Source organism: Sulfuritortus calidifontis, from assembly GCF_003967275.1.
Lineage (GTDB): Bacteria > Pseudomonadota > Gammaproteobacteria > Burkholderiales > Thiobacillaceae > Sulfuritortus > Sulfuritortus calidifontis.
Genome location: NZ_AP018721.1, coordinates 1140462 through 1159680 on the forward strand (window position 1 = coordinate 1140462; position 19219 = coordinate 1159680).

The 19219-nt window shown below is 65.5% G+C and carries 23 protein-coding genes; 11 read left to right on the forward strand and 12 right to left on the reverse strand.

The window, feature by feature from the left end; genetic code table 11:
- Positions 1–4: 4 nt before the first annotated feature.
- The 6 genes from pabC to EL388_RS05990 all read left to right on the forward strand — a co-directional run bounded on the left by pabC (position 5) and on the right by EL388_RS05990 (position 4650).
- Positions 5–823 (forward strand): aminodeoxychorismate lyase, encoded by an 819-nt coding sequence (gene pabC, locus EL388_RS05965; protein WP_126461021.1) that lies wholly within the window; start codon positions 5–7, stop codon positions 821–823.
- Positions 816–1817: an endolytic transglycosylase MltG gene (gene mltG / locus EL388_RS05970; protein WP_232019197.1), complete on the forward strand. Its 1002-nt coding sequence runs from the start codon at positions 816–818 to the stop codon at positions 1815–1817. Before pabC ends, mltG begins: the two co-directional genes overlap by 8 nt.
- Positions 1817–2425, forward strand: coding sequence for a dTMP kinase (tmk, locus tag EL388_RS05975; protein WP_126461024.1), 609 nt, complete (start codon positions 1817–1819; stop codon positions 2423–2425). The genes mltG and tmk overlap by 1 nt, the downstream gene beginning before the upstream one ends.
- Positions 2422–3405, forward strand: coding sequence for a DNA polymerase III subunit delta' (locus EL388_RS05980; protein ID WP_126461027.1), 984 nt, complete (start codon positions 2422–2424; stop codon positions 3403–3405). The genes tmk and EL388_RS05980 overlap by 4 nt, the downstream gene beginning before the upstream one ends.
- The gene (locus EL388_RS05985) at positions 3402–3770 is read left to right on the forward strand and encodes a PilZ domain-containing protein (RefSeq protein WP_126461030.1); all 369 of its coding nucleotides are present in this window, start codon (positions 3402–3404) and stop codon (positions 3768–3770) included. The genes EL388_RS05980 and EL388_RS05985 overlap by 4 nt, the downstream gene beginning before the upstream one ends.
- A gap of 106 nt (positions 3771–3876) precedes the next feature.
- Positions 3877–4650 carry a TatD family hydrolase gene (locus EL388_RS05990; protein WP_126461033.1) on the forward strand — a complete coding sequence of 258 codons (774 nt, stop codon included), beginning with the start codon at positions 3877–3879 and terminating at the stop codon, positions 4648–4650.
- A gap of 119 nt (positions 4651–4769) precedes the next feature.
- Here EL388_RS05990 and EL388_RS05995 read toward each other — a convergent pair.
- The 5 genes from EL388_RS05995 to clpS form a co-directional block, all read right to left on the reverse strand.
- A protein-coding gene (locus tag EL388_RS05995; protein WP_420856645.1) for an IS3 family transposase occupies positions 4770–5881 on the reverse strand; the annotation gives its coding sequence in 2 pieces (ribosomal slippage) (positions 4770–5626 and positions 5626–5881; 1113 coding nt in all).
- Positions 5882–6051: 170 nt separating this feature from the next.
- On the reverse strand, positions 6052–6351 hold the full coding sequence (locus EL388_RS06000; RefSeq protein WP_126461036.1) for a DUF2442 domain-containing protein: 300 nt from the start codon (positions 6349–6351) through the stop codon (positions 6052–6054).
- Positions 6338–6550 (reverse strand): DUF4160 domain-containing protein, encoded by a 213-nt coding sequence (locus tag EL388_RS14405; protein ID WP_420856656.1) that lies wholly within the window; start codon positions 6548–6550, stop codon positions 6338–6340. The genes EL388_RS06000 and EL388_RS14405 overlap by 14 nt, the downstream gene beginning before the upstream one ends.
- A gap of 51 nt (positions 6551–6601) precedes the next feature.
- Entirely contained in the window at positions 6602–8872 is a 2271-nt protein-coding gene (gene clpA, locus EL388_RS06010) for an ATP-dependent Clp protease ATP-binding subunit ClpA (RefSeq protein ID WP_126461041.1), read from the reverse strand.
- A complete protein-coding gene (gene clpS / locus EL388_RS06015; RefSeq protein ID WP_126461044.1) occupies positions 8869–9180 on the reverse strand; it encodes an ATP-dependent Clp protease adapter ClpS in 312 nt (103 codons plus the stop codon). Before clpS ends, clpA begins: the two co-directional genes overlap by 4 nt.
- 192 nt (positions 9181–9372) lie before the next feature.
- On the opposite strand from clpS, the gene EL388_RS06020 reads away from it, so the two are divergent.
- On the forward strand, positions 9373–9576 hold the full coding sequence (locus EL388_RS06020; protein WP_126461047.1) for a cold-shock protein: 204 nt from the start codon (positions 9373–9375) through the stop codon (positions 9574–9576).
- Between the two features lie 89 nt (positions 9577–9665).
- The gene (locus EL388_RS06025; RefSeq protein WP_126461051.1) at positions 9666–9854 is read left to right on the forward strand and encodes a hypothetical protein; all 189 of its coding nucleotides are present in this window, start codon (positions 9666–9668) and stop codon (positions 9852–9854) included.
- Between the two features lie 9 nt (positions 9855–9863).
- Here EL388_RS06025 and icd read toward each other — a convergent pair whose 3' ends face one another.
- Positions 9864–11114: an NADP-dependent isocitrate dehydrogenase gene (gene icd, locus EL388_RS06030; protein WP_126461054.1), complete on the reverse strand. Its 1251-nt coding sequence runs from the start codon at positions 11112–11114 to the stop codon at positions 9864–9866.
- Between the two features lie 35 nt (positions 11115–11149).
- On the opposite strand from icd, the gene EL388_RS06035 reads away from it, so the two are divergent.
- Entirely contained in the window at positions 11150–11725 is a 576-nt protein-coding gene (locus EL388_RS06035) for an rRNA large subunit pseudouridine synthase E (RefSeq protein ID WP_126461057.1), read from the forward strand.
- Here the strand turns inward: EL388_RS06035 and EL388_RS06040 are convergent.
- Positions 11722–13044: a TRZ/ATZ family hydrolase gene (locus EL388_RS06040; protein WP_126461060.1), complete on the reverse strand. Its 1323-nt coding sequence runs from the start codon at positions 13042–13044 to the stop codon at positions 11722–11724. The two genes, EL388_RS06035 and EL388_RS06040, sit on opposite strands and share 4 nt — an antisense overlap.
- Before the next feature lie 189 nt (positions 13045–13233).
- Here EL388_RS06040 and gyrA point away from each other — a divergent pair, with 189 nt between their 5' ends.
- Positions 13234–15780, forward strand: a complete 2547-nt coding sequence (gyrA, locus tag EL388_RS06045; RefSeq protein WP_126461063.1) for a DNA gyrase subunit A — start codon at positions 13234–13236, stop codon at positions 15778–15780.
- 72 nt (positions 15781–15852) lie between these two features.
- Here gyrA and hfq read toward each other — a convergent pair whose 3' ends face one another.
- Complete coding sequence (hfq, locus tag EL388_RS06050; RefSeq protein WP_126461066.1) at positions 15853–16116, reverse strand: RNA chaperone Hfq; 264 nt, start codon at positions 16114–16116, stop codon at positions 15853–15855.
- 124 nt (positions 16117–16240) lie between these two features.
- Here hfq and EL388_RS06055 point away from each other — a divergent pair, with 124 nt between their 5' ends.
- Entirely contained in the window at positions 16241–17191 is a 951-nt protein-coding gene (locus EL388_RS06055) for a DnaJ C-terminal domain-containing protein (RefSeq protein ID WP_126461069.1), read from the forward strand.
- Positions 17192–17218: 27 nt separating this feature from the next.
- Here EL388_RS06055 and EL388_RS06060 read toward each other — a convergent pair whose 3' ends face one another.
- From EL388_RS06060 to EL388_RS06075, 4 genes are read right to left on the reverse strand one after another with little or no spacing between them, the layout of a single operon-like run.
- The gene (locus EL388_RS06060; protein ID WP_126461072.1) at positions 17219–18010 is read right to left on the reverse strand and encodes a peptidylprolyl isomerase; all 792 of its coding nucleotides are present in this window, start codon (positions 18008–18010) and stop codon (positions 17219–17221) included.
- A 29-nt stretch (positions 18011–18039) separates the two neighbouring features.
- On the reverse strand, positions 18040–18306 hold the full coding sequence (locus EL388_RS06065; RefSeq protein WP_126461076.1) for a BolA family protein: 267 nt from the start codon (positions 18304–18306) through the stop codon (positions 18040–18042).
- Entirely contained in the window at positions 18306–18611 is a 306-nt protein-coding gene (locus tag EL388_RS06070) for a YciI family protein (protein WP_126461079.1), read from the reverse strand. Before EL388_RS06070 ends, EL388_RS06065 begins: the two co-directional genes overlap by 1 nt.
- On the reverse strand, positions 18608–19213 hold the full coding sequence (locus tag EL388_RS06075; RefSeq protein WP_126461082.1) for a septation protein A: 606 nt from the start codon (positions 19211–19213) through the stop codon (positions 18608–18610). The genes EL388_RS06070 and EL388_RS06075 overlap by 4 nt, the downstream gene beginning before the upstream one ends.
- Between the last annotated feature and the right edge of the window lie 6 nt (positions 19214–19219).

The following is a 19219-nucleotide window of genomic DNA, read 5'->3' on the forward strand; positions in this document are numbered from 1 at the left end:
TGGCATGAGCGGCACGGGCCTGATCCTGATCGACGGCGAAGCGCGTGAGACCCTCGCCGTGCTCGACCGCGGCCTGATGTACGGCGACGGCGTGTTCCGCACCCTCCGCCTGGAAGCCGGCCAGGCCGTGTGGTGGCATGAGCACCTGACCAAGCTGGCGCACGATTGCGCCCGGCTCGGCCTGGCCTGCCCGGCCCCCGAGCTTTGGGCCGCAGACCTGCAGCGGCTGAGTGCGCAACGGCCCGATGGCGTGCTCAAACTCGTGGTGACCCGCGGCATCGGCAGCCGCGGCTATCAGCCGCCCCAGCCGGCGCGGCCCACCCGCATCGCCTTGCTCGCGCCCTTGCCCGAGTGGCCGGCCAGCCTTTGGCAGGAGGGGGTGGCGGTACGGGTCTGCGATCTGCGCCTGGGCCGGCAGCCGCGCCTGGCCGGGGTCAAGCACCTGAACCGGCTGGAGAACGTCCTGGCCCGCGCCGAATGGGATGATCCCGATATTCGCGAAGGGCTGTTGCTGGCCGAAGACGGCCGGGTGATCAGCGGGGTCAGCAGCAACGTCTTCATCTGGCACAAGGGCGAGTTGCTGACGCCCCGACTCCATGATTGCGGCGTGGCGGGTGTGGCGCGCAACCGCGTGCTGCGGGCGGCGGCGGCACGGGGGATGACGGTGCGCGAGCGGGATCTCACCCTGGACGAGCTGTTGGCGGCCGAGGCGGTCTGGCTGACCAACAGCCTGATCCGGGTCTGGCGGGTGGCCCGTTTGGGCGAGCGCATCTGGCCGCAAACCGGGATGGATTCAGTTATGCGAGAATTTGTCGATGGCTAGCCGAACCACCATGCGTGGCCTTTTTCTCTGGGTCTTGCTCCTGCTCGGGCCCGCCGTCTGGCTGGCCCTGTTCGCCTTCCGCCCGCTCGATCTGCCGGCCGAACCGGTGGAATTCGCCGTGCAGCCGGGCAGTTCCACCCGCGCCGTCGCCCGCGAGCTGGAAGCGGCCGCGATCCTGCCGCGCCAGTTCGAGTTCGTGGTGTTGACCATCCTGCTCAACAAGACCGGCCGGATCAAGGCCGGCCAGTACAGCCTGGAATCGCCGCTGACCCCGCTCGGCCTGCTGGACAAGCTGACCCGGGGCGACACGGTGATGCGCAAGCTGACCGTGGTCGAGGGCTGGAGCTTCCGCCAGATGCGCGAGGCCGTCGAGCAAAGCCCCGACCTTCGCCACGAGACCGCCGGCCTGAGTGACCAGGACCTGCTGGCCAAGCTCGGCGCAATGGAGCGCCACCCCGAGGGGCTGTTCTTCCCCGACACCTACTATTTCGACATCGGCAGTTCCGATCTCGCCCTCTATCGTCGCGCCTATCACGCCATGCAGGAGCGCCTGGCCCGGGCCTGGGAGAGCCGGGCCGAGGGTCTGCCCTACAAATCACCCTACGAGGCGCTGATCATGGCCTCGATCATCGAGAAGGAAACCGGTGTGCCGGAGGAGCGGCCGCAGATCGCGGCGGTGTTCGTCAATCGCCTCAAATTGGGCATGCGCCTGCAGACCGACCCCACCGTGATCTATGGCCTGGGCGAGCGCTTCGACGGCAACCTGCGCAAGGTCGATCTGATCACCGATACGCCCTACAACACCTACACCCGCGCCGGCCTGCCGCCGACGCCGATCGCCCTGCCCGGCGAGGCGGCCCTGCGCGCGGCGCTGAAGCCGGATGCCAGCCGCGCGCTGTACTTCGTCGCCATGGGCGAGGGCCGGCATTATTTCTCCGCGACATTGGAAGAGCACAACCGCGCGGTGAACCGTTACCAGAGGGGAGGGCGCTGATGCGCGGCCTGTTCATCACCCTGGAGGGCGTCGACGGCGCCGGCAAGAGCAGTCATACCGATTGGCTGGTCGAGTACTTCCGCCAGCGCGGCCGCATCGTCCGGCACACGCGCGAGCCGGGTGGCACCCCGGTCGGCGAGAAGCTGCGCGAGATCGTGCTGCATGAGCCCATGCATGCCGAGACCGAGGCCCTGATCATGTTCGCCTCGCGCCGCGAGCACCTGGAGCAGGTCATCCTGCCGGCCCTGGCGCGAGGCGAGGTGGTCATCTGTGACCGTTTCACCGACGCCAGCTTCGCCTACCAGTGCGGCGGCCGCGGCCTGCCCGAGGCGCGCCTGCAAATTCTCGAGCGCTGGGTGCACGAGGCCACCCAGCCGGATCTGACCCTGCTGTTCGACGTGCCCGATGAGGTGGCCCGCGCCCGCCTGGCCGCCGCCCGCTCGCCCGACCGCTTCGAACGCGAGGGCCGTGCATTCTTCGAGCGGGTGCGCGCCGCCTATCTGCGCCGGGCCGAGCAGAACCCGCAGCGCATCCGGGTGATCGACGGCAGCCGCAGCCTGGACGCCGTGCGCGCCGATCTGGCGCAGATTCTGGAGACCCTGGGGTGAGCGTCTATCCCTGGCAGGGCGAGCTCTGGCAGCGGCTGACCGCGGAGCGCGAGCGCCTGCCCCATGCCCTGCTGCTGCACGGGCCGGCCGGTATCGGCAAGCGGGCGCTGGCCCTGGAACTGGCGCGCTGGCTGCTCTGCCAGACCCCCACGCCTGCCGGCGGTTGCGGCGAGTGCCCATCCTGCCAGTGGTTCGCCCAGGGCGGCCACCCCGATTTCCGCCTGATCGAGCCGGCCGCCGAGGCCGAAGGAGCGGAGGAGGGCAAGAAGGGCGGCAAGCGCATCAGCGTCGACCAGGTGCGCGAGGTGGTGGAGTTCCTCACCCTGTCCGCCCACCAGGGCGGTTGGCGCGTCGTGGTGCTGCAGCCGGCCGAGGCCCTGGGGGTGGCCGCCGCCAACGCCCTGCTCAAGACCCTGGAAGAACCGCCGCCGCGCACGGTGTTCCTCTTGGTCTCGCACCAGCCGCGCCGGCTGCTGCCGACCATTCTCAGCCGCTGCCGCAAGCTGCCGGTGGCCAGCCCCGAGCCGGCCGCCGCCCTGGCCTGGCTGCGCGCGCAGGCGGTGGATGCGCCAGAAGTCCTGCTGGCCGAGGCGGGCGGCGCGCCGCTGCTCGCCCTCGACTATGCCGAGCCGGAACGCCTGGCCCGGCGCCAGCGCTTCATCGAAGGCCTGCTCGACGCCGAGCGGGAAGACCTGAGCGCACTGGCCGGCGAATACCAGCAGCGGGTGGCCGAGGCCTGGGGCTGGCTCGTCCGCTGGCTGTGCGACCTGAGCCTGTGCCAGACCACCGGCCAGGTGCGCTATTTCGCCGACCACGCCCAGGCCCTGCGCAAGCTGGCTCAGCGCATCGATGCCGGGCGGCTGTGGGCGGTCTACCGTCAGGTCATGGACGACGGCCGCTGGCTGCAGCACCCGCTCAACGGCCAGTTGTTGCTAGAATCATGGCTGATCCGCTATGCCGAACTGGGGGCGAGACGATGAGCACCGACGCCAGCGCAAAAGCACCGGGCCGTGCCGGCATGCTCTCCTTGAGCATCAAGGAGCGCCGCGCCCTGTATGCCGCCTACATGCCATTCGTGAAGAACGGCGGCCTGTTCATCCCCACCAGCCGCGAATATGCGATGGGCGATCAGGTCTACATCGTGCTCACCCTGATGGAAGACCCGACCCGCTGGCCGATCTCCGGCAAGGTCGTCTGGCTCACCCCGTCCGGCGCCCAGGGCAATCGCCAGCAGGGCATCGGCGTCCAGTTCGACAGCAACGAGAAGGCGACCGAGGTGCGCAACAAGATCGAAGGCATCCTCGGCAACGCCATGAAGTCCACCCGTACCACCCACACGATGTAATCCTTCGCCCACCTTCCATCCCTTGAAGGGAGGATTCCTCCCCCATTCATGGGGGAGGCTAGGAGGGGGAGACTGAAGCCTTTTTTACAAGCCGAATTCCCGAACCATGCTGGTCGATTCCCACTGCCATATCGATTTTCCCGACTTCGCCGAGGGCGTCGCGCCCCTGCTGGCCAACATGCAACAGGCCGGCGTCGGTCATGCCCTCTGCGTCTCGGTCACCCTGGAGGACTATCCGCGGGTGCTGGCCCTGGCCGAGGCCCACGCCAACCTGTTCGCCTCGGTCGGCGTCCACCCGGACCATCAGGACTACCAGGAGCCCACGGTCGACCAACTGGTCGAGCTGGCCAAGCATCCCAAGGTCGTCGCCATCGGCGAGACCGGCCTCGATTACTACCGCCTGCCGCGCGCCGAGGTCGACTGGCAGCGCGCCCGTTTCCGCACCCACATCCGCGCCGCCCGCCAGGCCGGCAAGCCGCTCATCATCCACACCCGCAGCGCGGCCGACGACACCCTGGCGATCATGCGCGAAGCGGGCGCGGGCGAGGCCGGCGGCGTCATGCACTGCTTCACCGAAAGCTGGGATGTGGCGCGCCAGGCGCTGGAACTCGGCTTCTACATCTCCTTCTCCGGCATCGTCACCTTCAAGAGCGCCGCCGACCTGCGCGAAGTCGCCCGCCAGGTGCCGCTCGATCGTCTGCTGGTGGAAACCGATTCGCCCTACCTTGCGCCCGTGCCGCACCGCGGCAAACGCAACGAGCCGGCCTATGTCCGGCAGGTGGCGGAGCTGATCGCGCAGGTGCGGGGGGTGTCGGTCGAGGCGGTCGTCGAGGCGACGACGGGGAATTTCTTTAGATTGTTCAGTGCAGCGCGGTCTTAATCCCCGACAACTGCTGGTCTCGTCGGTGCGTTGTCTACGGTTTGATTTATGATACAATAGTCCGAAATAAAACTAACCGCATCAGGTGGGAGCCTTATGGGGATTGTGAAGCCTCCTCGTTATTCCGTGCCACTCAGAAGTAGAGGGTTTGGGTATTTTTGCATGCGATAGGCCACCGGTGGAATCCTGCCCAGGGCTTCATGCGGTCGTTCATGGTTGTAGCGGTGCAGCCAGTCCTCCGTCAGCTTCCTGACCTCGGCCAGCGACTCGAACACATAGCAGTCCAGCACCTCGGTCCGGTAGGAGCGGTTGAACCGTTCGATATAGGCGTTCTGGGTTGGTTTCCCCGGTTGGGTAAACATCAATTCCACCTCATTATCCCTGGCCCACTGGGCCAGTGCCTGGCTGACCAGTTCCGGGCCGTTGTCCAGGCGTAGCCGGCGGGGCCTGCCCCGCAGTTCAATCAATTCATTCAAGGCCCGCACCACCCTGGCCGCCGGCAGGCTAGTGTCCACCTCGATACGCAGGGCCTCGCGGCTGAACTCGTCCAGGACGTTGAAGGTCCGGAAGCGCCGACCGCTCCACAGCGCATCGGCCATGAAGTCACAACTCCAAGTATCGTTCGGCAGCGCCCCGGCCACCAGAGGCTGCTTGATGCGAGCCGGCAAGCGTTTCTTGCCCCGGCGCGGCAGGTTCAGATTGAGCTGGCAATACACCCGCCACAGCACGGTCTTGCCCCAAGGCTGCTGTTGCAGCCTGAAGCTGTCATGCAGCAGGCCGAAACCATGCCGGGGATTGACCGCCATGTAGGCCTGTACCGCCTCGATGACGGCGCTGTCATCGCGCCGAACCGGCACATAGTGCCGGCTGGATCGGGCTAGCCGTACCGCCCGGCAAGCCTGGCGTTCGGACAAGCCATGCGCATCCATCAGCACGTCGGCCAACTCAATCTTGCGCGCCGGGGCTAGAGCTTTCGGGAGACAACGTCCTGCAGGGCGTTGTGCACCATGGCCAGTTCGGCATACATCTTCTTGAGCCGCGCATTCTCGGCCTGCAGGTCTCGCAACTGCTTGAGCTGGGACACTTCCATGCCGGCGTAGGCCGACTTCCACTTGTAGTAGGTGGCGTCCGAGATGCCGTGCTTGCGGCAGGTTTCGCCGACCTTGGCGCCCAGTTCGACCTCCTTGAGGATCGCCACGATCTGCTGCTCGGTGAATTTCGATTTCTTCATGTAGAGCTTCCTTTCAGGGAAAACTCTACTTCATATTGGCCCGAATATCCGAGGAGGCTTCAATAACGACCTTTAGGCGGCCAGCCTTGCGCTTTGCCTTGGCTGGTTTTAAGACGGTCTGCATTACGCGCCCAAGTAGCACCTGCCCCACTTGTCTTTGGGGCGATAGTTCAGGCGGCTAGTTGCATGTCGAAGGCGGAACGGCAGAGGTCTGGCACGAAGACGCCTTCGTCGATTTTCGGGAAATATAGATCGTAGCCATCGCCGAGGATTTGAACGCCACTGAGGTCAGCACCTTCAGGAAGGTTCAGCAAGGACGGGGAAATGGATAACTCGGCGCCGGTCGAGAGTTCGATGACCAGACGCTTGCGCTCGATATCAAATCGGGCGGAAATCGCCCGCGGTTCGTGTCCGGCAAGATCCTCGCCGCGCCGGATGGCAGCCTCGATTGTGCGATCAAGATCGTCCATGAATATTCTCCCATCCTTCACATAACTGGCTGAGTTCCGCCGCGATTACTTCCATGAGGCGCCGCATGGTCGGTTTGTCGATGCCTCGGATATCGAGCGGGACTGGCGGACCGCTGGGGCAGTTCAGCAGCACCTTGGCCCGCCCATTGGGTCCGACGAGATGAGCATGGGCGGGCGGGTGGTCGTGAGTATAAATCATGACAATCCAGCCGCCGATCCTGAGGATGGTTCCCACCAGCCGGCCTGCGGCTCAAACCACCGCCGCTGCCTCTTCCTCGAACACCAGCCTGGCCTTGCCTGTCTCGTCGACGTCGACGGTGACGTGGCCGCCGTTGGCCAGGCGGCCGAACAGCAGCTCGTCGGCCAGGGCCTTGCGGATGGTCTCCTGGATCAGGCGGGCCATGGGGCGGGCGCCCATGAGCGGGTCGTAGCCTTCCTTGGCCAGCCAGCTGCGCAGGGCCTCGGTGAACTGGGCCTCGACCTTCTTGGCGTGCAGCTGCTCTTCCAGTTGCATGAGGAATTTGTCGACCACGCGCAGGATGACGGCCTCGCTCAAGGGGGCGAAGGAGATGGTGGCGTCCAGCCGGTTGCGGAACTCGGGCGAGAACAGGCGCTTGATTTCTGCCATCTCGTCGCCGGCAGCCTTGGTCTCGGTGAAGCCGATGCTGGCCTTGCTCAGCGATTCGGCGCCGGCGTTGGTGGTCATGATGATCACCACATTGCGGAAATCGGCCTTGCGTCCGTTGTTGTCGGTGAGCGTGCCGTGGTCCATCACCTGGAGCAGGACATTGAAGATGTCCGGGTGGGCCTTCTCGATCTCGTCCAGGAGCAGGACGGAATAGGGGTGCTTGGTGATCGCCTCGGTCAGCAAACCGCCCTGTTCGAAGCCGACGTAGCCGGGGGGCGCGCCGATCAGGCGGGAGACGGCATGGCGCTCCATGTATTCGGACATGTCGAAGCGGATCAACTCCACTCCTAATGTGTAGGCCAGCTGGCGGGCGACCTCAGTCTTGCCGACGCCGGTGGGGCCGGAGAACAGGAAAGAGCCGATCGGCTTTTGCGGATTGCCCAGGCCCGAGCGCGACAGCTTGATCGCGGTGGCCAGGGCGTCGATCGCCGGGTCCTGTCCGAAGACCACGGCCTTGAGGTCGCGGTCCAGGTTCTTCAGGGCGTTACGCTCGTCGCTGGCCACGGTCTTGGCCGGGATGCGGGCGATCTTGGCGACGATGTCCTCGATCTCCTTGTTGGTGATGACCTTCTTCTGCTTCGACTTGGGCTGGATGCGCTGGGCGGCGCCGGCCTCGTCGATCACGTCGATGGCCTTGTCCGGCAGGTGGCGGTCGTTGATGAAGCGGGCCGACAGCTCGGCCGCCGTGGCCAGGGCCTGCTGGGTGTATTTGATGCCGTGGTGGGCCTCGAAGCGCGACTTCAGGCCCTTGAGTATGGCGATGGTCTCCTCGACCGAGGGTTCCTTGACGTCGATCTTCTGGAAACGGCGGGAGAGGGCGTGGTCCTTCTCGAAGATGCCGCGGTATTCGTTGTAGGTGGTGGCACCGATGCAGCGCAGCTGGCCCGAGGAGAGGGCGGGCTTGAGCAGGTTGGAGGCATCGAGCGTACCGCCCGAAGCTGCACCGGCGCCAATGAGGGTATGGATCTCGTCGATGAACAGGATGCCGTTTTCCTGGCCGGCCAGCTGCTTGAGCACGGCCTTCAGCCGCTGCTCGAAGTCGCCGCGGTATTTGGTGCCGGCGAGCAGGGCGCCCATGTCGAGGGCGTAGACGGTGGCGCCGTTCAGCACCTCGGGCACCTCTTCCTGGACGATGCGCCGGGCCAGGCCTTCGGCGATGGCGGTCTTGCCGACGCCGGCCTCGCCGACCAGCAGGGGGTTGTTCTTGCGCCGGCGGCAAAGGGTCTGGATCACCCGTTCCAGTTCCAGGTCGCGTCCGATCAGCGGGTCGACCTTGCCGGCCAGGGCCTGGGCGTTGAGGTTGATGGTGAAGGCCTCCAGCGGCGAGCCGGTGACGTTCTCGGCGTCCTGCTCCTGCGCCGGCTCGGCCCGGCTGCTGCTGGCCGGGGCGCTTTCCTGCGGGGCCTTGGCGATGCCGTGCGAGATGTAGTTGACCACGTCGAGCCGGGTGACACCCTGCTGGTTGAGGTAGTGCAGGGCGTGCGAGTCCTTCTCGCCGAAGATGGCGACCAGGACGTTGGCGCCGGTGACCTCTTTCTTGCCCGAGGACTGCACGTGCAGGATGGCGCGCTGGATGACGCGCTGGAAGCCGAGCGTGGGCTGGGTGTCGACCTCGCCGGTGCCGGGCACCCGCGGGGTGTGCTTTTCAATGAAGTCGGTCAGGCTGCGGCGCAGCTCTTCGATGTTGGCGGTGCAGGCGCGCAGCACCTCGGCGGCGGAGGGATTGTCCAGCATGGCCAGCAGCAGGTGCTCCACGGTGATGAACTCGTGGCGCTTCTGCCTGGCCTCCATGAAGGCCATGTGCAGGCTGACTTCCAGTTCCTGGGCAATCATCGATCTTCCTCCAAAACGCATTGCAAGGGGTGCTGGTGGCTGCGGGCATAGTCGGTGACCTGGTTGACCTTGGTCTCGGCGATGTCGCGGGGGAACACACCACACAACCCGGCACCCTCATTATGCACTTTGAGCATGATGACGGTGGCTTGTTCGCGGCCCATATGGAAAAAATGTTCCAGAACCTTGACCACGAAATCCATCGGGGTGAAATCGTCGTTCAACAACAACACCCGGTACAAAGGGGGCGGCGGAGCCTTGACCCGCTCGACCTCCAGCAGGCTTTCGTCCTGATGCTGCACAGCCATCGGCACACACTTCAAGTTAGCTAATAGTTACCTCATTTTGAAGGCGGCTGGATTTTTTGCAAGGGCTGTTGACGGCCTGGCTGGCAGCCGGTTAAATGCGGCTGTTCGCTGCCCGATTGGCGTATTTCCCTGCAATCGCCAAGGGCAAACGGGCGAGCTTTTCATCTTGTTGTCATTAGGAGTGTTTTTGGTATGGCTACCGGTATCGTCAAGTGGTTCAATGACTCCAAAGGTTATGGCTTTATCACCCCCGACGGTGGCGGCGAAGATCTGTTCGCCCATTTCTCCGCGATCAACATGTCCGGCTTCAAGACCCTGAAAGAGGGCCAGCGCGTCTCCTTCGAGATCGCCGAAGGCCCCAAGGGCAAGCAAGCCGCCAACATCCAAGCCGCTTAATCCCGCTCCCGCAGCGGCAGGCTATTGCCGCTAGCGTGCGGTGCACCCTGTGCTAGATTCAAACGAGAGTCTGGCGCGGAGGTAATGCTATGCGCGCAGTGGGTGAAAAACAGGCCGACCTGCCCAGTGAGCCAGGCAGGCGGCATGTGCATGAATTGCTGAATGGGCTGGATCGCCTGCGCCCGGAACTGGGCACCCTGGCGGATGAATTGATTTGTCTGCTGCAAGGCGGCAGCCCTGCCGACGCCGAAGTCGAACAGGAACTGCCTGAGGCCTGAGCCGGCGGCTCACATGTGCCGGACGATCTCCTGGCCGAACTCCGAGCATTTGACCTGCTTGGCGCCGTCCATCAGGCGGGCGAAGTCGTAGGTCACCGCCTTGGCGCGGATCGCGCCGTCCATGCCCTTGATGATCAGATCGGCCGCCTCGGTCCAGCCCATGTGGCGCAGCATCATTTCGCCCGAGAGGATGATCGAGCCCGGATTGACGTAGTCCTGGCCGGCGTACTTGGGCGCGGTGCCGTGGGTGGCCTCGAACATGGCCACCGAGTCGGACAGATTGGCGCCCGGGGCGATGCCGATGCCGCCCACCTCGGCCGCCAGGGCGTCGGAGATGTAGTCGCCGTTGAGGTTCAGGGTGGCGATGACGTCGTAGTCCTCCGGCCGCAGCAGGATCTGCTGCAGGAAGGCGTCGGCGATCACGTCTTTCACCACAATGCCGCCGAATTTCTCCGGCAGCTTGACCCAGGGGCCGCCGTCGATCGGCTCGCCGCCGAACTCGCGCACCGCCAGCTCGTAGCCCCATTTCTTGAAGCCGCCCTCGGTGAACTTCATGATGTTGCCCTTGTGCACCAGGGTCACCGATTTGCGGCCGTTGTCGATGGCGTACTGGATGGCCTTGCGGATCAGGCGCTCGGAGCCCTCGATCGAGACCGGTTTGATACCGATGGCCGAGGTCTCGGGGAAGCGGATCTTCTTGACCCCCATCTCTTTCTGCAGGAATTCGATCACCTTCTTCACCTCGGCGCTGCCGGCCTCCCACTCGACGCCGGCGTAGATGTCCTCGGTGTTCTCGCGGAAGATGACCATGTCCACTTTTTCCGGCGCCTTGACCGGGGAGGGCACGCCCGTGAAGTAGCGCACCGGGCGCAGGCAAACATAGAGGTCGAGCAGCTGGCGCAGGGCGACGTTGAGCGAGCGGATGCCGCCCGAGGTCGGGGTGGTCAGCGGCCCCTTGATCGAGACGACGTAATCGCGGGCGGCCTGCACGGTCTCGTCCGGCAGCCAGGTGTCGTTGCCGTAGACCTTGACCGCCTTCTCGCCGGCATAGACCTCCATCCACTCGATCTGGCGGCGGCCAGCGTAGGCCTTGGCCACGGCGGCGTCGAGCACGGCGCGCATGACGGGGGTGATGTCGACCCCGGTGCCGTCGCCCTCGATAAACGGGATAATCGGCCGGTCCGGCACGTTCAGCGAGAAATCGGCGTTGACGGTGATCTTTGCGCCCTGGGCGGGAACCTGGATGTGGCTAGCGGACACGATGACTCCTGGAATCAATACATTACGAAGACGCGATGGCGCGCATCATTCTGTTCAACAAACCCTATGGGGTGCTCAGCCAGTTCACTTCTGAGGACGGCCACCCCGGGCTGAAGGAGTTCATCCCCCTGGCGAGGGTGTACGCCGCGGGCCGGCTCGATGCGGACAGCGAAGGCCTGCTCATTTTAACCGATGACGGCCGGCTCCAGCACCGGCTGACCGACCCCCGGCACAAGCTGGCCAAGACCTATTGGGTTCAGGTCGAGGGCGAGCCGGACGAGGCGGCGCTGGAGTCCCTGCGGCGCGGATTGGACCTGGGCGATTTCGTCACCCGTCCGGCCCGGGCAAAGCGCATCGAAGAGCCGGCCGGGCTGTGGCCGCGCAACCCGCCGGTCCGCTTCCGCAAAAGCGTGCCGACCAGCTGGATCGAGCTGACCATCGCCGAGGGCAAGAACCGGCAGGTGCGGCGGATGACGGCCAAGGTGGGCTTCCCGACTTTGCGCCTGATCCGGGCGCGCATAGGCGACTATGCGCTGGACGGCCTGGCGCCGGGCGAGTGGCGGGAGGTCGGCGCGGCAGCGGCAGCCAAGGCCGCCAAAGGCTGGGCTTAGGCCGAGAGTTTTTGCTGCCAGTAATGGGCGCGGCCGACGACCTCGGCCTCATCCAGGGTCAGGCAGGTCCTGTCTTTCACCACGGCCTGGCCGGCCACCCAGACGTGGCTGACCTCCTGGCGGCCGGCGCTGTAGACCAGCTGGGAGATGGGGTCGTAGCAGGGCTGGGTGTGGGGGCCGGACAGGTCCACCGCCACCACATCGGCCTGCTTGCCGACCTCGAGCGAGCCGATGCGGTCGTCCAGCCCCAGGGCGCGGGCGCCGTTCAGGGTGGCCATGCGCAGGGCGTAGTGGGCGGGCACGATCTCGGCCTTGCCCGACATGCCCTTGGCCAAGAGCGCGGCCAGCCGCATCTCCTGCCAGCAGTCGAGCCGGTTGTTGCTGGCCGAGCCGTCGGTGCCGATGCCGACGTTGATGCCCCTGGCCAGCAGCGCGGCCTTGGGCGCGACGCCGTTGGCCAGCTTGAGGTTGGAGGTCGGGCAGTGGGCGATGTGGCAGTTATGCTCGGCCAGGAGGTCGATCTCCTCGTTCAAGAGGTGGATGGCATGCACGCCGATGAACTCCGGCCCGAGCAGGCCCAGGTGGCGCAGACGCTCGATCGGCCGCACGCCATACTGCTCCAGGCTCTGGTGGATCTCGTCGTGGGTCTCGTGGATGTGGATGTGGATCGCCAGGTCCAGCTGCTTGGCGTAGGTCAGCACCTTCTCCAGGCTGCGGTCGCTGGTGGAATAGGGGGCATGGGGCGCCAGGCAGAACGAGACCAGGGGGTGGTCGCGCATGGCGTCGCGCAGGGCCAGCCCCTTGTTCAGATAGCCGTCGAGGTCGGCCGCATAGTTGGAGGGGAAGTCGATGACGATGATGCCGGCCGCGATGCGCTGCCCGGCCTCGGTCGCGGCCTGGACCGCCGCCTCCGGGAAGAAATACATGTCGTTGAAGCAGGTGATGCCGCCCTGGAGCATTTCCAGGCAGGCCAGGCGGCTGCCGTCGTAGACGAATTCCGGCGACAGCCAGCGTTTTTCCGCCGGCCAGATGTGTTCGGTGAGCCAGGTCATCAGCGGCAGGTCGTCGGCAAAGCCGCGCAGCAGGGTCATCGCGGCATGGGTGTGCAGGTTGATCAGGCCCGGGATCAGGACATGGTCGGGCAGGCGCTGGTGCTGTCCGGCCTCGAATCCGGCATCGGCCTGGGCCCAGGGCAGCAGGGCGACGATGCGGCCGTCCCGGATCAGCAGGCTATGCTCCGGCAGGACGACCCCATCGGGCTCCACCGGGACGATCCAACCCGCGTCGATGCGGGTATCCACCGCTTGTTTGTTGGTCATGGCCTTGCATCCTAAGGGCGGGGCGGTCGGCTGGCAACCGCCGGCCCCCGGCCTGGGGCCGCTTGGGCCGTCCGGTCCTTGTCCGGCGGGGCTTCCCGGCCGGTCACAGGGGCTGGGGCGGGCAGGGCGAACATGGTAGAATTCGCCAGCTAAACAACCGATAACGACGAGACGTCAACGACCCCGCCAATGGAACAGTTCGCCAAAGAAACCCTCCCCGTCAGCCTCGAAGAAGAAATGCGCCGTTCCTACCTCGATTACGCCATGAGCGTGATCGTCGGCCGCGCCTTGCCCGACGTCCGGGACGGCCTCAAGCCGGTGCACCGGCGCGTGCTTTTTGCCATGCACGAACTGGGCAACGACTGGAACAAGGCCTACAAGAAATCGGCCCGCGTGGTCGGCGACGTGATCGGTAAATACCACCCGCACGGCGACACGGCGGTGTACGACACCATCGTCCGCATGGCCCAGGACTTCTCCCTGCGCTATCCGCTGGTCGACGGCCAGGGCAACTTCGGCTCGGTCGACGGCGACAACGCGGCGGCCATGCGTTACACCGAGATCCGCATGGCCAAGATCGCCCACGAGCTGCTGGCCGACATCGACAAGGAGACGGTGGACTTCGGCCCCAACTACGACGGCTCGGAGCACGAGCCGCTGATCCTGCCGGCCAAGTTTCCGAATCTCTTGGTCAACGGCTCGGCCGGCATCGCCGTGGGCATGGCGACCAACATCCCGCCGCACAACCTGAACGAGATCACCGACGCCTGCCTGGCCGTGCTGCACAACCCCGAGATCACGGTCGACGAGCTGATCGACATCGTGCCGGCGCCCGACTTCCCCACCGCCGGCATCATCTACGGTCTCTCCGGCGTCAAGGACGGCTACCGCACCGGCCGCGGCCGCGTGGTCATGCGGGCCAAGTGCCATTTCGAGGACATCGAGAAGGGCGGCGGCCGCCAGGCCATCATCATCGACGAGCTGCCCTACCAGGTGAACAAGGCCAACCTCTGCGCCAAGATCGGCGAGCTGGTACGCGACAAGGCGATCGAGGGCATCAGCGAGATCCGCGACGAATCGGACAAGTCTGGCATGCGCGTGGTGATCGAGCTGCGCCGGGGCGAGATGCCCGAGGTGATCCTGAACAATCTGTACAAGCAGACCCAGATGCAGGACACCTTCGGCATGAACATGGTGGCCCTGGTCGACGGCCAGCCCCGCCTCTTGAACCTGAAGCAGTTCCTCGAGGCCTTCCTGCGCCACCGGCGCGAGGTGGTCACCCGCCGTACCCAGTTCGAGCTGAAGAAGGCGCGCGATCGCGGCCATATCCTGGAAGGCCTGGCCGTGGCCCTGGCCAACGTCGACGAGATCATCGCCCTGATCAAGGCCTCGCCCACCCCGGCCGAGGCCAAGACCGGGCTGATGAGCAAGCCCTGGCGCTCGTCCCTGGTCGAGGAGATGCTCGCCCGCGCCGAGGGCAACCAGTACAAGCCGGCCGGCCTGGCCCCCGAGTTCGGCCTGCACAAGAAGGGCTACTTCCTGTCCGATGCCCAGGCCCAGGCCATCCTGGAGCTGCGCCTGCAGCGCCTGACCGGCCTGGAGCAGGACAAGATCGTCGGCGAGTACAAGGAAGTCATGGCCCGCATCGCCGACCTCTTGGACATTCTGGACAAGCCCGAGCGGGTGACCGAGATCATCGGCAATGAGCTTGCCGACATCAAGAACGCCTTCGGCGACAAGCGCCGCAGCGAGATCGTCACCGACGCCCGCGAGATGTCGCTGGAAGACCTGATTGCACCCGAGGACGTGGTGGTCACCCTGTCCCACGCCGGCTACATCAAGGCCCAGCCGCTCGACGAGTACCGCACCCAGAAGCGCGGCGGCCGCGGCAAGCAGGCGACCACGACCAAGGAAGAGGACTTCATCGAGAAGCTCTTCATCGCCAACACCCACGACACCATCCTCTGCTTCACCAACCGCGGCCGCATGTTCTGGCTCAAGGTCTACGAGGTGCCGCAGGGCAGTCGCATCGCCCGTGGCAAGCCCATCGTTAACCTGCTCAAGATGGAGCCGGGCGAGGTGGTCAACGCTATCCTGCCGGTCAAGGAGTTCGACGAGCAGCACTTCGTGTTCATGGCCACCGCCAACGGCACCGTGAAGAAGACGCCGCTCTCCGAGTTCTCCCGTCCGCGCACGGCCGGCATCATCGCCGTCAGCCTGGACGAGGGCGACCACCTGATCGGCGTCGCCATCACCGACGGCAGCCACGATGTCATGCTGTTCACCGACGAGGGCAAGGCCAACCGGTTCGAGGAGAGCGACGTCCGCGCCATGGGCCGCGGCGCCCGCGGCGTGCGTGGCATGAAGCTGGCCAAGGGCGCCAAGGTCATCTCGCTCTTGGTCGCCGAGAACGAGCAGCAGGCGGTGCTCACCGCCACCGAGAACGGCTACGGCAAGCGCACCCCGATCACCGAGTACACCCGCCACAACCGCGGCGGCCAGGGCCTGATCGCCATCCAGACCAGCGAGCGCAATGGCAAGGTGGTCGCCGCCACCCTGGTCGATCCGGACGACGAGATCATGCTGATCACCACCGGCGGCGTGCTCATCCGCACCCGGGTCAAGGAGATCCGCGAACTCGGCCGCGCCACCCAGGGCGTCACCCTGATCAACCTGGGCGAAGGCGAGAAGCTGACCGGCCTGCAGCGGGTGATGGAGTCGGACGAGGACGAGTAAGTCCGGTCCGGAGCTGGAAAACGAAAGGGGCGACCTCGCGGTCGCCCCTTTTCATTGGATGTGGCGAAAGACTTACTCGGCGGCCGGTGCCTTGGGCGCCTGACCAGGCAGGTTCAGGTTGATCTGCTTGGACGGCGAGACGGTGGAGATGGCGTGCTTGAAGATCGCCTGCACCGCCTGATCGTGACCGCGCAACAGGACCATGTACTGGTCGAAGGATTCGATGCGGCCGACCAGCTTGATGCCGTTGACCAGGAAGACCGAGACGGTGACGTGTTCTTTGCGCAGGGTGTTGAGGAAGAGATCCTGCAGGTTGTGTCGTTCTTTATCGCTCATGATTATTTATTGTGAATACGGGGCCGGAAAAGAGTTTGCATCATAGCATAGGGCCTGTGGGGTGCTTGCAATTGTCGCGCGCGGCCCCACTTTGCTCATGGATGATTGGGGTGTATGCAACATCATGAAATATAAGGACTATTACAAGATCCTCGGCGTCGAGCGCGGGGCCTCGGTCGATGAGATCAAGAAGGCCTACCGCAAGCTCGCCCGCAAGTATCACCCGGACGTGTCCAAGGAGCAGCAGGCCGAGGAGCGCTTCAAGGAAGTGAACGAGGCCAACGACGTGCTGAGCGACCCGGAGAAGCGGGCGGCCTACGACCAGCTGGGCTATTACCAGAGCGGCCAGGAGTTCCGGCCGCCGCCGGGCTGGGGCGAGCGTTTCGGCGGCGGCTTCGGCGGGGCCGACATGGGCGGCATGGACTTCGGCGATTTCTTCGCCCAGATGTTCGGCGGCATGGGTGGCATGCACGGCGGTCGCGGCTTCGGCGGGACGCGTGGCTTTCACCGCGCGGCCAAGGGCCGTGACGTCGAGGCCAGCATCCAGATCAGCCTGGAAGAGGCCTTTCACGGCTGCGAGCGCAGCCTGAACCTCACCTCACCCGGCCAGGCCGGGCGCACGGTGAAGGTGCGCATCCCCGCCGGCGCCTTGCCGGGCATGCGGCTGCGGGTGCCGGGCAAGGGCGGGGCCAGTCCGTATGGTTCGGGCCAGCACGGGCCGGCCGGGGACCTTTACTTGAACATCGAGATCGCGCCGCACGCGCTCTACCGGCTGGAAGACAAGGACATCGTGCTGGAGACGCCGATCGCGCCCTGGGAGGCGGCCCTGGGCACCACGATCACGGTGCCGACCCTGACCGGTTCGGTGCGGCTGAAGGTGCCGGCCGGCGCGCGCAGCGGCCAGAAATTGAGGCTGGCCGGCAAGGGCATGCCAAGTTCAAAGGGGGCGGGGAATTTCTACGTGCTCTTGCAGATCGTGCTGCCGGGCGAGTTGAGCGAGGAAGAGAAAAGGCTGTACGAAAAGTTGCAGGCGCTGTCGCGGTTCGATCCGCGCCCGCAGTTTCCCAAGGACTGAGCCCGGGAAACTGCGGCCAGTCGAGGCTTACTCGACCTTGGCGGCGGCGCGCAGCTCGGCGAGGTACTTGCGCACCTGCTGCTGTTGCAGCTGGGTGGTGATCCGGGGCTTGAGTTGCTCGAACTCGGGGAATTTCAGGTCGCGGGCGTCGTCCAGGCGGATGACGTGCCAGCCGAACTGGGTCTTGACCGGGGCCTTGGCGGTTTCACCCTTCTTCAGCTTGACCATGGCCTCGCTGAATTCCGGCACCAGATTGCCCGGCAGCAGCCAGCCGAGATCGCCGCCGTTCTTGGCGGAACCGGCATCCTTGGACTGCTTCTTGGCCAGGTCCTCAAATTTGGCCTTCTTCGCCAGCTTGGCCAGGATGTCCTTGGCCTCGGCCTCGGTCTGCACCAGGATGTGGCGGGGATGGTATTCCTTGCTGCCGGCGCTGGCCTTGACCCGATCGTATTCGGCCTTCATGTCCTCTTCCTTGATCGGGTTGTTCTTCATGTAGTCCTCCAGCAGCATGCGGCCGAGGATGTCCTTGCGGTTGAGTTCGATGGTGGCGGCGACCTGGGGCCGCTTGTCGATGCCCTTTTTCACCGCCTCCTGGGCGAGGATCTCCATCGACACCAGCATCTCGCGGATGGCGTTCTCGTTCAGCGCCTCGGCCGGCTGGCCGCGGGAAGCGCGGTCCTGGCGCAGCAGTTCGGCCTGGGCGGCGGGCACGGCGACGCCGTTGACGGTGACCGCGGCCTTGTCTTCCTCGGCCTGGGCCCATTGCGGCAGGACCAAGGCGGCGGCCAGGGCCAGGGTGGGGATCAGCTTGTTCTGCATGTTGTCGGTTTCCTCTGGTAGTCGGTTATTTAGAACTCTTCGGGGGTGAAGGCGGTGATGCTCAGGGCATGGATGCGCTTGCCCATCAGGTCGCCCAGGGCCTGATAGACCACGCGGTGGCGGGCCACCGCACTGAGACCGGCGAATTGCGGCGAGACGATGGTCATCCGGTAATGACCGCCGCCGCCCTTGGCGCCTTCATGGCCGGCATGTTGGGCGCTTTCGTCTTCGATCTCAAGCGATTCCGGCGCCAGGCCGGCAAGCCGCGCGCGCATGAGTTCGATCAGATCGCTCATCAGGGCAACACCTTCCTGAACGGCTTCACCGTTACCCGGGCGTAGACGCCGGCGGCGACATAGGGATCGGCCTCGGCCCAGGCCTGCGCCGCCTCCAGGCTGTCGAACTCGGCCACGATCAGGCTGCCGGTGAAGCCGGCCGGGCCGGGATCGTTGCTGTCGATGGCGGGAAAGGGGCCGGCCAGGACCAGGCGGCCTTCGTTCTTCAGCGCCGTCAGGCGCTCCAGGTGGGCGGGCCGGGCGCCCAGGCGTTTTTCCAGGCTGCCGGCGACATCCTCGCCGACGATGGCATACAGCCGGTTCATGCGTTTTCCTTGATATGGCGGGAGAGATAGACGCTCTGGCCGAGGATGAACAGCAGCATCAGGCCGAGCGAGCCGAACAGCTTGAAGTCGACCCAGATGTCGGTCGAGAAGTTGAAGGCGACGAACAGGTTGGCGCCGCCCATGAAGGCGAAGAAGCCGGCCCAGGCCTGGTTCAACCGGATCCAGGCGATCTCGGGCAGGGTGAGCTGCTTTTCCATCATCAGCCGGATCAGGTTGCGCTCGAACAGCAGCGGCGCCAGCAGCAGGGCCGAGGCGAACAGCCAGTAGAGCACGGTCGGCTTCCACTTGATGAAGGCCTCGTCCTGCAGCCACAGGGTGGCGCCGCCGAAGACTACGATCAGCGCCAGGCTGACCCAGAGCATGGCATCCACCTTGCGCTGCCTGGCCCAGACCCAGGCGATCTGGCCGAAGGTGGCGAGGATGGCGACCAGGGTGGCCAGCAGCACGCCCGGCTTGGCCGCGCCGTTCAGGTGCAGGCCCAGGTTGGCGAGCAGGGCGGTGGCGGCTTCGGGGTTGGCGTCGCCCCATTTGAAGGCGACGAAGAACAGGATGATCGGAAACAGGTCGAACAGAAATTTCACAATGTG